Source organism: Hanamia caeni (assembly GCF_003721595.1).
GTDB classification, from domain to species: domain Bacteria; phylum Bacteroidota; class Bacteroidia; order Chitinophagales; family Chitinophagaceae; genus Ginsengibacter; species Ginsengibacter caeni.
This window is the reverse complement of the sequence record NZ_RJJR01000006.1, coordinates 13,327-27,148: the sequence shown is the minus strand read 5'-3', so window position 1 is coordinate 27,148 and position 13,822 is coordinate 13,327. Positions and strand designations below refer to the sequence as shown.

Sequence of the window (13,822 nt, the reverse complement as noted above, 5' to 3'; positions counted from 1 at the left end):
TACCGTGGCTCCTTTGCAGAGAGTCACACATTAATTAAAAAATAATTAAACAATAGCTGTGGGTGGATGAAATATGGAATGAGGCCTGGCTGTAGCAAGGTTTGGTTCCTGCATTAAATATCCAGTTTTGGAAAGAATTGTAAAGGAATGCGGCACTTCAATTTCTACAGGCAGAAAATACACCTGCACGTCAAACTTTTCTGTTGTTGAAACCGGTGAATGATCTTTTTTTTGCTGTTCCGTAATTTTTTTAGACAGATAACATTTACCGTTGCAATGCATCATAGGTTTATCGCGGTTCACGCACAAAGTTTCGGCTATGTAAGATTGATTCAGATAAAATTCTGCTTTAATAAAATACGTGCTGAACGTTTGTATGAAAATGGTAGTTAATAAAAATATGGTAGAAAAAACTTTCAATTGGCTTTGAAATAAAAATCATTGGAATGGCACAAAGGTAAATCAGAAAAAATAAACAGGATATTTTTTAAACCTGATCGAAATCAGGAATCGGAATGATTCAAAAGAAATTTGAAATGAGGCTATACCGGTTCAACCACCTTTTGAACCAATTGCAGTGCGAAATCCAACTGTTCTTTCGGGGTAAGATTTGTATTGTCCAGCTCAATAGCATCTTCTGCCTTGGTTAGCGGGCTTACTTTCCGATTCGCATCGATATAATCACGCATCGCAATATTGTTCCTCACTTCTTCCAGCGTAATATTTGGATTTTTGTCAAACATTTCAGTGAATCTTCTTTCTACCCGTACTGCCTCATCTGCTACCATAAAAATTTTTACTTCAGCATCCGGAAATACGGTAGTTCCAATGTCCCTTCCATCCATCACGATACGCTTTTTTGCGCCGATCTTTTGTTGAGCTGCAACAGCAAACTTTCTGACTTCCGGCAAGGCAGCAATTTCACTCACCTTTTCCGCTACCACAAGGTCGCGGATAATGTATTCCACGTTTTCATTATTGAGGTATATTTCGGTATTGCCGGTATGGATGTTTGGCAGAAATTCGACTGTAATATTATCAAGCGCACTCACGATTTCATTTTCGTTTGCCCAATTGACATTGTTCCGTAAAAAATATAAAGTGATGGCCCGGTACATTGCTCCGCTGTCTATGTAGGTGTAATGTAATTTGCGGGCAAGCTGTTTTGCCAAAGTGCTTTTTCCGCAGGATGAAAAGCCATCTATTGTTATAATAATATCTGGTAGCATCATAAAAAAATCAATTAAAAATAGAATAAAATATCAAATTAAAAAAAATACCACCCTGCCCGGGTGGTATTTATGATGCTAAATTACGTCGTAGCTTATACTTCTGATTTCTTTTTAGTGGCCGGTGTGCCTTTCACCCGGAAAACAATTTTTGAATTTTCTTTATCAAGAGAAGCGATTAAAACATCTCCGGATTTCACGTTCATGTTCAATATTTCTTCCGCTAAAGGATCTTCAAGATATTTCTGAATGGCCCTGTGCAATGGCCTTGCGCCAAATTGCGAATCATACCCTTTTTCAGAAATAAATTTTTTCGCTTCTTCAGCTAATTCAAGTTTAAGACCAAGGTTATTTAATCTTATCGTCACACTTTTCATTAAAATATCTATAATTTCAAAAATATTATCTTCTGAAAGTGAGTTGAAGATTACAACATCATCAATCCGGTTTAAAAATTCAGGGCTAAACGTGCGTTTCAGCGCTTTTTCAATCACCGCCTTATTGTTTTCTTCAGCGTTTTGAATTCTGGATGCTGTTGTAAATCCAACACCCGCGCCGAAATCTTTAAGCTGTCGCGCCCCAATATTGGAAGTCATAATGATCATGGTGTTTTTAAAATCAATCTTTCTTCCAAGGCCATCTGTAAGAACGCCATCATCCAACACTTGCAACAAAATATTATAAATGTCGGGGTGTGCTTTTTCTATTTCATCCAAAAGAATTACAGAGTATGGCTTGCGCCTTACTTTTTCAGTTAACTGGCCGCCCTCTTCATAACCAACATATCCGGGAGGGGCGCCTATCAATCTTGAAACAGTGAATTTTTCCATATACTCACTCATGTCGATCCGTATTAATGCCTCTTCACTGTCGAACATGTATTTAGCTAATGCTCTTGCCAGTTCAGTTTTACCCACACCGGTAGGGCCAAGGAAAATAAATGTACCTATAGGTTTTTTAGGATCTTTTAAACCTACGCGGTTTCTTTGAATAGCTTTCACCACTTTCGTGATAGCTTCATCCTGGCCTACTACCGCGCCTTTCAGATCTTCTCCCATCTTGCGAAGTTTGTCTGTTTCTTCCTGCACCATCCGTTTTACGGGAATTCCAGTCATCATGCTTACTACTTCTGCAATGGCTTCTTCGTTTATCGGATATCTTTTGTTCCTGCTTTCTTCTTCCCAATCCGCTTTTGCTTTTTCCAATTGCTCCTGCAAATGCTTCTCTGTATCGCGAAGCGAAGCGGCCTCTTCAAAACGCTGGCTTTTTACTACTTTATTTTTTTCGTGTTTTATCTCATCAATTTTTTTCTCAAGTTCAATAACTTCCTGGGGTACATTGATATTTTTCAGGTGAACACGTGCGCCAACTTCATCAAGAACGTCGATCGCTTTATCAGGCAGCAACCTGTCAGTCATGTACCGATCACTTAATTTCACACAAGCATCAATCGCCTCGTTATCATAAATTACATTATGATAATCCTCGTATTTACTTTTAATGTTGTTTAAAATTTCAATGGTTTCATTAACGCTTGGCTGATCAACTATTACTTTCTGAAAACGGCGATCCAATGCTCCGTCTTTTTCGATATACATCCTGTACTCATCCAAAGTTGAAGCGCCGATGCATTGAAGCTCTCCACGTGCGAGTGCAGGTTTAAAAATATTGGAGGCATCAAGCGAACCGCTCGCCCCCCCTGCGCCAACGATGGTATGAATTTCATCGATAAATAATATTACATCCCGGTTTTTTTCGAGTTCGTTCATTATCGCTTTCATTCTTTCTTCAAACTGGCCACGATATTTGGTACCGGCCACGAGCGCAGCAAGGTCAAGGGAAACGACCCGCTTGTCAAACAAAACCCGGCTTACTTTTCTTTGGATAATTCGTAGCGCCAGGCCTTCTACAATAGCCGTTTTACCAACGCCTGGTTCGCCAATCAGGATAGGATTGTTCTTTTTACGACGGCTAAGTATTTGCGAAACTCTTTCGATCTCTGTTTCCCGTCCTACAATCGGATCAAGGCTTCCCATTTCTGCAAGGCGGGTAATATCCCGGCCAAAATTATCCAGCACCGGCGTTTTTGTTTTTGCCTGGGCCGAAGAACCCTTTGAAGCACGCGATTGCTGGGAATACGATTTTCTTTCTTCTTCAAAATCTTCACTTTCCTCATCCTGAAAGTCAGCCTTTGGATCTGTTTTTACATATCCCAACTCACTTTTGAACATGTCATAATCCACATCAAACTGGTTTAAAATCTGTGTAGCGATATTCTCTTTGTTCTTCAAAATCGAAAGCATCAGGTGTTCGCTTTCCACCTGGGGGCTTTTGTTGGTCTTGGCTTCCAAAACCGTAATCCTTATTACTTTTTCAGCTTGTTTGGTGAGCGGTAGCGAGTTAATGTTAGCGATATTTTTACCGGTTTTATCCTTTACTGCAAGCTCAATCTCTTTGCGTAATTCATATAAATCCACGTTCAGCGATTTCAGGATTTTCATTGCAGTATTTTCGCCATCCCTTATAAGGCCCAGCACCAAATGTTCTGTTCCAATAAAGTCATTTCCAAGGCGCAAAGCTTCTTCGCGGCTATAAGAAATAATTTCTTTTACTTGTGTTGAAAAATTGTTGTCCATTTAATTAACAATTTAATGTAACGCTTTTCAATAACGATAAGCCTATACAATAATAATAAATAAATTTTACTAAATAACGTTTAAAAGAATCACAGGTTGTTAAAAAGCATGTTTATTTAAAGGAAAAAAACTAAACTTTTAAAATTAAAAAATGCAGGTGGTAATTGTGGGCGAATTGAACAACTTAAACTTTTTCGGAAATTTCACGATTCACTTCATTCTCAGAAAACTGCCCCTCATTTTTCGTTTTTAATTTTAATACCTTTGAATATAACCTTCGGGTGATCATTAAAACGGTAAAAATGAAAGTCAAAATTGATACCAAAGAAAAAATGTACGTCATTACATTACAGGAGAACAAATTGACTGCTAATATGACAGAAGACTTACGTAAAATACTTCTCAATTACCTGAAAGAAACGCCGGCGAATGTTATTATTAATTTCAGGCAGGTAAATGAAATGGAACTGGAAATAGCTAAATTGCTGGCTGTGATCCAACAAAGGTTTTACGATGAAAATCATTCCCTGGTGTACTGCCACCTTAAGCCGGAAGTTGCTGATTTTTTAGATAGCATAGATGTGTTGGAGATTCTGAACGTGACCCCCACAGAAAGTGAAGCCTCAGATATTGTGCAGATGGAAGAGATTGAAAGGGAATATCTTTAAATAACTTTTTGTGTAAACCCTGTACATATTTTGAAAAACACAATACCCATAGAAAACCATTCCACCAAGTGATTGCAGTAACTATATTAGGAAATAATTCTGCTGTTCCCGCTCACAACCGACACCCAACCGCGCAGGTTTTGCAAACCGCTGAACATTTTGTGCTTATTGATTGCGGTGAGGGCACGCAGATGCAAATGAGACAGTATAAAATCAGAAAAAGCAGGATCAATCATATATTCATTTCGCATTTGCATGGCGATCATTACTTTGGTTTGGTGGGCTTATTAAATACTTTCGCCCTAAACCATCGAACGAATGACCTTCATATTTATGCCCCCGCAAAATTGAAATCAATTATAGAAATACAAATGGAGGTAACAGAAACGCGGTTTCCCTATCAACTTTTGTTTCATAATTTAGAGAAGGAAGAAATTTTGTTTGATGACAAAACGTTATCTGTTGAATGCTTTAAAGTAAACCATCGCATAGAATGTTGGGGATTTTTGTTCAGGGAAAAGAAAAATCTGAGGAAGATAATTCCACAACAAACAAAAAAATACAATGTGCCACAATCGTTCTACGAACAATTGCACAAAGGACTGGATTTTATTAATGAGCATAACCAGGTGATAAAAAACGAAATATTGACCGTGGCCGTAGAACCTCCAAAGTCGTATGCCTATTGCGCGGATACCGCTTTTTACGATCCGATTGCCGAAAAAATACATGGTGTTGATTTAGTGTATCATGAAAGTACTTACCTGGACGAGCTTTCACAAAAAGCAGGCGAACGATTCCATTCAACTTCCAGGCAGGCAGCAATGATTGCTGCCAAAGCCGGAGCAAAAAAACTTTTACTAGGACATTTCTCCTCTATGTACGAAAACCTTGATGAGTTCAAAACTGAAGCGCAAAGCACTTTTGAGAATACCGAAATTGCGGAGGAAGGTGTTTGCTATTTAGCCTGATACGGGTATAACCGGTTTAGCAAAATATGAGTTGGCCATGCAGTTGCACGGGCAAAGCAGTAAACCAATAAATACCGGGGATTTTATTGTGTTAATTCACGTCTGAAACAGCGCTCAAAAAATCTTTAACCTTTTTCAGATTCGGCTCAGAAAGCGGAACCAGCGGGAGCCTCAAAACGTTCTCTAATAACTTCAATTCAGATAAAAATGATTTAACACCTGCGGGATTATTTTCGATGAACAATAAATCATACGCTGGTAACAGTTTATAGTGCAACTTCTGCGCGTTTTCGAAATCATTTTTTAATGCCAGCCTTATCATCTCTGAAAAATCTTTTGGAAAAGCATTTGCCACAACACTTATTACGCCTTTGGAACCACATGCAACAAGGGGCAGAGAAATATGATCGTCACCACTCACAAATAAAAAATCGCCGGGCTTGTTTTTCAGAATATGCATGCACTGAACCATATTGCCACTGGCTTCTTTTATTCCCTGCACGTTTTCGCACTCATTGGCGAGGCGCAAAGTGGTTTCTGCAGTAATGTTGCTTCCTGTGCGGCCAGGCACATTGTATAAAATAACCGGTAAGGGCGATTGTTGTGAAATGGCCTTATAATGCTGAAAAATCCCTTCCTGCGAAGGCTTGTTATAATTCGGGCTTGAGCTTAAAATGGCCGTAATATTTTCCAGCTTGAAATCGGCAAAATGGTCAATAATAGCACTTGTATTGTTGCCACCAATTCCCAAAACCAACGGTACACGGCCGTTAATTTTTTCTGAAGTAAAATCAACAATTTCAGCCTGCTCCTTTTTTGACAGCGTAGGAGTTTCTCCGGTAGTGCCGAGCGATACGATATATTCAACGCCGTTATCAATTATAAAATCAATCAATTTGCCCAGCGAATCCAAATCCACTTCCGCGTTTTTTTTAAAAGGAGTTACGATTGCAACCCCGGTGCCTGTTAGTATATTTATTAAAGACATTTTTTTGTTTGTTGTTAGTCTGTAATTTTTCGGTTGAAATTTGCTTCTTGTTAAAAGCTAATGATTATCAGATTTTAGATCACTCATCTTTTAGATCACTCATCCCAAAAACCCATCTTATTATATTTATTAATCCGGTTCTTTATCCTTTTTTCGGGATCGATTTTTTCGAGACTTTTAAAAATGGGCTTGATATACGATTTCAGGTTGGCAGCCGCTTCATCATAATCCCAATGTGCACCTCCAAGCGGTTCGCGAATTACGCCATCCACCAGGCCAAACTCAAGCATATCATGCGATGTAAGCTTTAATTGTTCGGCAGCCACTTCCTTTTGCGCCCAGCTTCGCCACAAAATAGAGCTGCAATTTTCCGGCGAAATCACAGTGTACCATGAATTTTCCAGCATTAAAACTTTATCGCCAACGCCAATTCCCAAAGCGCCACCGCTGGCGCCTTCGCCTATCACTACACAAACCACAGGAACCTTCAGGCGCACCATTTCATAAATATTCCTGGCGATAGCCTCACCCTGGCCTCGTTCTTCCGCTTCCAGCCCCGGATAAGCGCCGGGAGTATCTATCAATGTCAGTATCGGTTTATTAAATTTTTCGGCCAGTTTCATCAGTCTCAGTGCTTTCCGGTATCCTTCGGGGTTGGCCATTCCAAAATTGCGCATCTGGCGCATCTTGGTATTGGTTCCTTTTTGATGCCCTATTACCATCAGCGTTTCGCCATCCATTTGCGCAAAACCACCAATCATGGCTTTATCGTCCCGCACATTCCGGTCGCCATGCAGCTCCTGGAAGTTGGTAAACATTTTTAAAATGTATTCTAAAGTGTAAGGCCTGTCCGGGTGGCGGCTCAACTGTACCTTCTGCCAGGGCGTAAGATTTTCGGTTATCTGCTTTCTCTTCTGAATTATATTTTCTTCAAGCTCTTTAATGATTGTTTTGTAATTATCCTTACCCGTTTTTGAAGCGAGCTTTTGATTCTCTTCAATCTGGTCGTAAAGTTCTTTTATCGGTTGCTCAAAATCGAGAAACTGTCGTGCCGGTGCTGCCATTTTTTGTAAAAAGTTTTATCTATAAATACTTTTATCTAATCCCCACTTTTTTTCGGGCGATAAAGTTAAGGCGCCAAATTTAAATAATGCTGAAAAGCTTAATTTCTAACCAATCTGGCTTTATTATTGTAAATTTTAAAATTTGGGATTAGAAAGCACTTTATGAAAATTGATCAAAACCAGGTAGCTGATGCTGATAACAAAGAAAGCCAAATTAAAAAGCAAAATTCTTTTATCTGGTTTGGAACCTATATCACCATTTCACTTTTAGCGCTCACCGCCTACATACTTTTCCGGTTACACATTTTTGATTTGCTGGGAACATACAGGCTGCTATTGCAACGACTTTCGCTCGCCACATTTTTTGCCGTGGTGGTTTTAGCACTTGCTAAATTCGTTGAAGTATTGATTCACAAAAAGTCAGGCAGGTATTCGCGCTACAATCTCATTCATTTTACAAGGCTCGTTAGTATTATTTTAGTAGCAATTATATTTATATCCTTTCTTTTCACCAATTGGTATGCAGCGGCTGTTTCTCTCGGGTTGATTTCCCTTATTTTGGGCTTTGCCCTGCAAAATCCTATCAGTTCGTTCATCGGCTGGATATATATAATCATCAGGAATCCTTACAGAATTGGCGATAGAATCCAGATCAACGACTTTAAAGGCGACGTAATAGAAATAGGTTATCTGGATACTACGCTTTGGGAATTTGGTGGCGATTACCTCTCAAATGACTTGCCCAGTGGCCGCCTGATTCGCTTTCCAAACAGCCTCGTTCTTCAAGCCGCTGTTTTTAATTATTCATGGGAAAATTTTGAATACATCTGGAACCAGATTCCTTTTTATGTGGCCTTTACAAGCGACCTGGATTTTGTAGCGACAACTATCAGGCGAATAACCACTGCAGAATTAGGGCCGCAAATGACTGACAATATCAAAAACTTAAAAGAGATGGTGAAAAATTCGCCGGTGGATGATTTGGAAATAAAAGAATACCCATATATAACTTATAATATTAACGCCAACACCTGGGTTGAAGTATCGGTAACTTACCTGGTTTCTCCAAAAAAAGCATCGCGGTTTCGTACGCTTATCATAAATAAAACATTAGCAGAATTGAACAAAGCGCCTGAAAAAGTCTTATTTCCAAAAGGAGATTCAAGATAGCCGCAATGAAAATTTACCAAAGAAGCAAAATAATAATTTGAAGTATTTATGGCTCTACTGATAAATTTCAAATTTTTTACATCGCCTTATTTTGTAGCCAGGTAGTTATAGTCAGCCAAAAGAGTTTCTAAAAAACTGATGGAATACATATCCGTTTGAATATGCAAAACTTCCTGCACCTTCCAGGCCAGGCGGTCGCAGGTATCGGCATTATGTTCCTGGTGGTATGAATTCACTACGTTTTTGATGGTGTTGATATCGCGGTCACTTAATTTTAAAACCTGCGGAAAACTCACGTGGTAATTCGTATCACTGATTTCTCTAAAAACAGTATCCTTCACAGAGAAGGGCGAAACGGTGTTAATCACCACTGTATTGGCGGCAATATCTCCCAACCTTTGGTTTTTTTTGCTCACTGCAATAAAAATCAACACTACCATTCCCCAAAAGCCGGTAAGGAGAATATAAGCAGCAATATTCTGAAGGCTAAAAAATGTATAGCCGAAAAAAAATGGCCATTCAAATACTTTAAAAATCCAGCGCGTGGTATATTGGCTCAAAGATGGCTCGCCGCCTGCCACACTGATAATTCTTATGTTGAAGATTTTTTTCCCAACTGTTTGCCCATGCATCATCACTTCGCAAACCAGCGAATACAATAGCATAGGAATAGAAATAGTAAGTATATCCAGCCCCACATGGCTTTTCAGACTTTCTACCCCCGCCAGGTTAAAGCCGCCATAATAAAAATATTTCATGCTGATGAAAAACACCAGCAAAATGGCAAAATCAACCAGGTAAGCAAATAGCCGCTTATAGGCTTCGGCGATTTCAAACTCAAGCTCAATATTAAAAGGAGTTTCAATTTGTATCAGTGGCATCAGGAGCAATTTATTATTTTAAAATAAAAATTGTCATTTTATTTCTATTAATGATTAATTTGTTTTGGGTTCAAATAAGTTTTTGCCGTATCCGTTGTAGGACAACAACGACCCATAAAACGGTTGTTTCAATTTTTATTTTATGCGTGAAGCAAGGTTTATTAAAAAAAATGTGGACAAATGGAACCGTTACCAGCACGAAGAGACAAAAGACCCTGATGAAATGGCCGATCGCTTTATTACGCTGCTGGATGACCTTTCTTACGCCAAAACTTTTTACCCGGGGAGCAAAGTAACGCGGTGGATAAATGGAATCGCAGCTTCCATTTACCAAAATATCTTTCAAAATAAACGGCACAATTTCGCAAGGATAATACAATTCTGGAAGTATGAGCTGCCTTTGTTATTTCGCCGTTATCACAAAATTTTCCTTTTCACTTTTTTACTATTTCTTTCATTTGTATTTATCGGTGTGGTTTCTTCCGCCAGCGACCCTGAATTTGCACGCCAGTATTTTGACCACCGGGTTCAGCGCGGATATTATGACCAGACAATTGCGTCCATCCAAAAAGGCGATCCCTTTGGGGTATATAAAGACGATAATCCATTTTCAATGTTTGTTATGATTGCTTACAACAACATCAGCGTGGCGTTCAAAACGGTGATTTTTGGAATTATATTCGGCATTGGTACGATATTGTTTATGTGGAGCAATGGGATGATGTTAGGTTGCTTTCAATATATATTTTTTTCGCAGGGATTAGGCTGGCAGTCAGTGTTAGTCATCTGGATTCACGGCACAATTGAGATTTCTTCTATCGTAATTGCAAGCTGTGCAGGAATTATTTTAGGAACGGGGTGGTTATTTCCAGGCACCTATTCGCGGAAAGAATCCTTTTTACGGGGCGCAAAAGATGCTGTCAGGATTTGTGTAAGCCTCATCCCTTTTTTTATAATTGCTGCATTTTTTGAAAGCTACGTAACTCACCTTATGAGCAATACTTTTGAAAAAAATTCTGGCGATATTGGCTTGCCGGTTCCTTTCAGCATAATGATTCTCGCCGGTTCATTGCTATTAATGTTATGGTACTTTGTTTTGTATCCAATCAGGCTGCGCAATTCAGGCTTTAGCCTGCAGGATGGAAAAATCTTAAAGGATGGGATTGCTTATGAAATATAAAACCTGTTTTTTTATTGCTTTACTGCCGGCCTGCATGTTTTTTTTCGTAAACGCAAATGCACAAACGAGGGATTCTGTAAACACCAACCACAGCGATTCAATTTACCAATCTTTCCAGGATGACTCTGCAGAAAATAGCGATACCTCGCTTTCCATGCAGCATTTGAAAGACAGCCTTGATATTTTGGATTGGAAAAAAAACAGGGAATTTGCCTACATGCATTATCTCGATAGCCTGTTGCGAAATCAAAAAGATATGAGGTTTGATACGGTTAGCGTAGACGAAAAAAGCGGAATGATTAAAAGAAAACCTAACCAATCACGACGGCCCACAACCCTCACGGCCGCTCTTAACAGTTGGCCGCTTACAATATTTTTCTGGTCGCTTGCTATCTTTTTTATCGCATTTCTTTCCTATAAAATATTTTCTAAAAACGGTCTATTTGTTAGGAAAAAGGAAGAGCACATAGAGCCGGAAGAAATTTCGCTGCAGGAATTAAATGAATTATCGGAATATGATTCTCTCATATCTGAGGCGGAAAATAAAAATGAATTCAACCTTGCAACACGTTACTTGTTTTTGAAAACTTTAAAAAACCTTTCAGATAAAGAAATTATCAGCTTTGCTGCTGAAAAAACGAATCATGATTACCTGGCCGAAATGAAGCATCACCGGTATTTTGAGGACTTCAGCAAACTTACGCGCGATTACGAATATGTATGGTATGGAAAATTTTTTATAGATAAAGAACCCTATCAAAAATTGAAAAAGGATTTCAATTTTTTCAATAAAAATGTATAATTCAAATTTTGAAATCTGCTTTAAAATATAATCTCTTGTTGCTGGCATTCATCACTATTTCAGGTTGCCGGCAAAATAAAAAAAAGTTGCCTTCACTCACTGAAAGCTATCGCAAAACAGATAAGCTTCCATTTGGGGCTTTCATTGCCTACCAGGGCTTCACGTCAGAATTTCCGGATTACTGGGTAAATATTGCAGAGCGCCCATTCACCAAAACCTGGCAGAGCATGCAAAACCAGGCAAACAATACCTACTCGCTCTATTTTTTAATCACTAAAAATCTTCTACTCTCAGTGGATGAAGTGAACGCAATGGTTGAATATGTGAAAGCAGGCAACGACTTGTTTATTTCTGCCGACTATGTGGACCCAAAATTACTGGATGCCACAAACTGCAGCGTAAACCGGAAAGGAGAAATTATCAGTGAAGTAAATGGCAGGATGCAGGACACATGGGTAAGCATGTTTTTTGGAAATGATTTTAATTCAAAAAAATACAGCTATTATTATTTTCCTTTCCTGAATTATTTTACCAGCTATGATCAATCTATTACAAGAGTTTTGGGCGTTAATGAATTGAATCTTCCGAACTACATCGTAATTTTCTCAGGCCAGGGAAGATTGTATCTCCATCTTGCGCCCCGCATTTTCAGCAATTATTTTTTACTCACAAAAGATAACTATCATTATTTCGAGAACGCCACAGCTTATCTTCGGTTTAGCCCGCAATATGTTTACTGGGATGAATATTATAAAGAATTTTCCTCAACAAGAAACAAAAAAAATATAACGCATGATGATAATTTTTCTTCATTGCAGGTGGTAAAGCAGCATCCGCCGTTGCTCTGGGCTTTCATCACCGGGCTGGTGGGAATTTTGTTGTTTGTATTATTTAATCTGAAAAGAAAACAAAAACAAATTGATATAATAAAAACTAATAAAAACACTGCGGTTCAATTTACAGAAACAGTGGGCAGGCTTTATTTACAACACCAGAACAACCAAAATATTTCAGAAAAAATCATAACCTATTTTTACGATTACCTTCGGAAAAAATATTTTATCAATACCTCTGTAATCGATAACGATTTTATAACTTCTGTTTCAGGAAAAAGCGGCGTTGATAAAAAAGAAACTGCAGAATTATTTGAATTGATTACTCATATTCAACAACAGGAGGAAGTAAGCAATGAAGAATTACTTGCCTTAAATTTAAAGATTGAAAATTTTAAAAAAGTAAAAAGTTGATGGAAGAAAATTTATTTGAACAACGTGTTGACATCACTGCGCTAAACAACGCCGTCATTAATATCAGGACCGAAATAAGCAAAGTAATCGTGGGCCAGCATAAAATGGTAGACCTTCTGTTGATTGCGCTATTATGCGATGGTCATGTTTTGATAGAAGGCGTGCCCGGCGTGGCAAAAACATTAACCGCCAAATTGCTTTCGAAAATTATTAATACTAATTTTTCGCGAATACAATTTACACCCGATCTTATGCCAAGTGATGTATTGGGAACTTCAGTCTTTAATCCAAAAGTAGCAGAATTTGATTTTAAGCGCGGGCCCGTTTTCAGCAATATAATTTTGATAGATGAAATTAACCGCGCACCGGCAAAAACCCAGTCTGCCTTGTTTGAAGTAATGGAAGAAAGACAGGTAACCATTGATGGTGTCACGCATCCGATGGACTTTCCCTTTTTAGTAATTGCTACGCAAAACCCGATAGAGCAGGAAGGAACGTATCGATTGCCAGAAGCGCAGCTCGACCGTTTTTTGTTTAAGATCATCATGAGCTACCCCACCGTAGAAGAAGAAATTAATATCCTGCTGAACCAGCAATCAGTATCACAAACCACGCTGCTGAAAAATGTGAAGGCATTAGTAACTCCAGCGCAGATTACAGAATATAGAAATATAACAAGCCAGGTAATTATCGATGCGAAACTGGTAGAATTTATTGCAAAAATTGTGAATGAGACCAGGAGTAATTCTTCATTATATCTCGGCGCTTCTCCCCGCGCATCTCTTGCTATTTTAAAATCTGCGAAAGCGCACGCGGCTATGATGGGAAGGGATTTCGTTACTCCGGAAGACATCATTGAAATGGCAGTTCCGGTGATGAGGCACCGGATTATTTTAACGCCGGAAAAAGAAATGGAAGGGTTGTCACCTGACGAACTGATAAACGATATCATTTCAAAAATTGAAGTACCCCGTTAACTTTAGCGC

At 38.7% G+C, this 13,822-nt stretch carries 13 protein-coding genes; 7 read left to right on the top strand and 6 right to left on the bottom strand.

The window, feature by feature from the left end; translation table 11 throughout:
* Positions 1–45: 45 nt before the first annotated feature.
* The 3 genes from EFY79_RS09090 to EFY79_RS09080 all read right to left on the bottom strand — a co-directional run bounded on the left by EFY79_RS09090 (position 46) and on the right by EFY79_RS09080 (position 3,865).
* Positions 46–420, bottom strand: a complete 375-nt coding sequence (locus EFY79_RS09090) for a hypothetical protein (RefSeq protein ID WP_123120389.1) — start codon at positions 418–420, stop codon at positions 46–48.
* 122 nt (positions 421–542) lie between these two features.
* Positions 543–1,232 carry a (d)CMP kinase gene (gene cmk, locus EFY79_RS09085; protein WP_233577963.1) on the bottom strand — a complete coding sequence of 230 codons (690 nt, stop codon included), beginning with the start codon at positions 1,230–1,232 and terminating at the stop codon, positions 543–545.
* 92 nt (positions 1,233–1,324) lie between these two features.
* Positions 1,325–3,865 (bottom strand): ATP-dependent Clp protease ATP-binding subunit, encoded by a 2,541-nt coding sequence (locus tag EFY79_RS09080; RefSeq protein WP_123120388.1) that lies wholly within the window; start codon positions 3,863–3,865, stop codon positions 1,325–1,327.
* A 302-nt stretch (positions 3,866–4,167) separates the two neighbouring features.
* On the opposite strand from EFY79_RS09080, the gene EFY79_RS09075 reads away from it, so the two are divergent.
* Both EFY79_RS09075 and EFY79_RS09070 read left to right on the top strand, forming a co-directional pair.
* Positions 4,168–4,533 (top strand): STAS domain-containing protein, encoded by a 366-nt coding sequence (locus EFY79_RS09075; RefSeq protein WP_123120448.1) that lies wholly within the window; start codon positions 4,168–4,170, stop codon positions 4,531–4,533.
* A 68-nt stretch (positions 4,534–4,601) separates the two neighbouring features.
* On the top strand, positions 4,602–5,504 hold the full coding sequence (locus EFY79_RS09070) for a ribonuclease Z (RefSeq protein ID WP_123120387.1): 903 nt from the start codon (positions 4,602–4,604) through the stop codon (positions 5,502–5,504).
* A gap of 91 nt (positions 5,505–5,595) precedes the next feature.
* Here EFY79_RS09070 and dapA read toward each other — a convergent pair whose 3' ends face one another.
* Both dapA and EFY79_RS09060 read right to left on the bottom strand, forming a co-directional pair.
* The gene (dapA, locus tag EFY79_RS09065) at positions 5,596–6,492 is read right to left on the bottom strand and encodes a 4-hydroxy-tetrahydrodipicolinate synthase (RefSeq protein WP_123120386.1); all 897 of its coding nucleotides are present in this window, start codon (positions 6,490–6,492) and stop codon (positions 5,596–5,598) included.
* A 95-nt stretch (positions 6,493–6,587) separates the two neighbouring features.
* A complete protein-coding gene (locus tag EFY79_RS09060) occupies positions 6,588–7,556 on the bottom strand; it encodes an acetyl-CoA carboxylase carboxyltransferase subunit alpha (protein WP_123120385.1) in 969 nt (322 codons plus the stop codon).
* A gap of 162 nt (positions 7,557–7,718) precedes the next feature.
* Between EFY79_RS09060 and EFY79_RS09055 the strand changes: the two genes are divergently transcribed.
* Complete coding sequence (locus EFY79_RS09055; RefSeq protein ID WP_123120384.1) at positions 7,719–8,726, top strand: mechanosensitive ion channel family protein; 1,008 nt, start codon at positions 7,719–7,721, stop codon at positions 8,724–8,726.
* Between the two features lie 86 nt (positions 8,727–8,812).
* On the opposite strand, the gene EFY79_RS09050 is transcribed toward EFY79_RS09055, so the two are convergent.
* On the bottom strand, positions 8,813–9,607 hold the full coding sequence (locus EFY79_RS09050; protein ID WP_123120383.1) for an RDD family protein: 795 nt from the start codon (positions 9,605–9,607) through the stop codon (positions 8,813–8,815).
* A 142-nt stretch (positions 9,608–9,749) separates the two neighbouring features.
* Between EFY79_RS09050 and EFY79_RS09045 the strand changes: the two genes are divergently transcribed.
* The 4 genes from EFY79_RS09045 to EFY79_RS09030 are packed head-to-tail and all read left to right on the top strand — an operon-like array spanning position 9,750 to position 13,813.
* A complete protein-coding gene (locus EFY79_RS09045; protein WP_123120382.1) occupies positions 9,750–10,787 on the top strand; it encodes a stage II sporulation protein M in 1,038 nt (345 codons plus the stop codon).
* Complete coding sequence (locus EFY79_RS09040) at positions 10,777–11,589, top strand: hypothetical protein (protein WP_123120381.1); 813 nt, start codon at positions 10,777–10,779, stop codon at positions 11,587–11,589. Before EFY79_RS09045 ends, EFY79_RS09040 begins: the two co-directional genes overlap by 11 nt.
* 8 nt (positions 11,590–11,597) lie before the next feature.
* Entirely contained in the window at positions 11,598–12,836 is a 1,239-nt protein-coding gene (locus tag EFY79_RS09035) for a hypothetical protein (protein WP_123120380.1), read from the top strand.
* Positions 12,836–13,813, top strand: coding sequence for an AAA family ATPase (locus EFY79_RS09030; protein WP_123120379.1), 978 nt, complete (start codon positions 12,836–12,838; stop codon positions 13,811–13,813). Before EFY79_RS09035 ends, EFY79_RS09030 begins: the two co-directional genes overlap by 1 nt.
* Positions 13,814–13,822 lie beyond the last annotated feature (9 nt).

Coding starts and splice junctions, on each gene's coding strand:
- EFY79_RS09050 (WP_123120383.1), bottom strand. CDS start 9,607: ATGCCACTGATACAAATTGAAACTCCTTTTAATATTGAGCTTGAGTTT.
- EFY79_RS09075 (WP_123120448.1), top strand. CDS start 4,168: ATGAAAGTCAAAATTGATACCAAAGAAAAAATGTACGTCATTACATTA.
- EFY79_RS09040 (WP_123120381.1), top strand. CDS start 10,777: ATGAAATATAAAACCTGTTTTTTTATTGCTTTACTGCCGGCCTGCATG.
- dapA (WP_123120386.1), bottom strand. CDS start 6,492: ATGTCTTTAATAAATATACTAACAGGCACCGGGGTTGCAATCGTAACT.
- EFY79_RS09080 (WP_123120388.1), bottom strand. CDS start 3,865: ATGGACAACAATTTTTCAACACAAGTAAAAGAAATTATTTCTTATAGC.
- EFY79_RS09030 (WP_123120379.1), top strand. CDS start 12,836: ATGGAAGAAAATTTATTTGAACAACGTGTTGACATCACTGCGCTAAAC.
- EFY79_RS09055 (WP_123120384.1), top strand. CDS start 7,719: ATGAAAATTGATCAAAACCAGGTAGCTGATGCTGATAACAAAGAAAGC.
- EFY79_RS09045 (WP_123120382.1), top strand. CDS start 9,750: ATGCGTGAAGCAAGGTTTATTAAAAAAAATGTGGACAAATGGAACCGT.
- cmk (WP_233577963.1), bottom strand. CDS start 1,232: ATGATGCTACCAGATATTATTATAACAATAGATGGCTTTTCATCCTGC.
- EFY79_RS09060 (WP_123120385.1), bottom strand. CDS start 7,556: ATGGCAGCACCGGCACGACAGTTTCTCGATTTTGAGCAACCGATAAAA.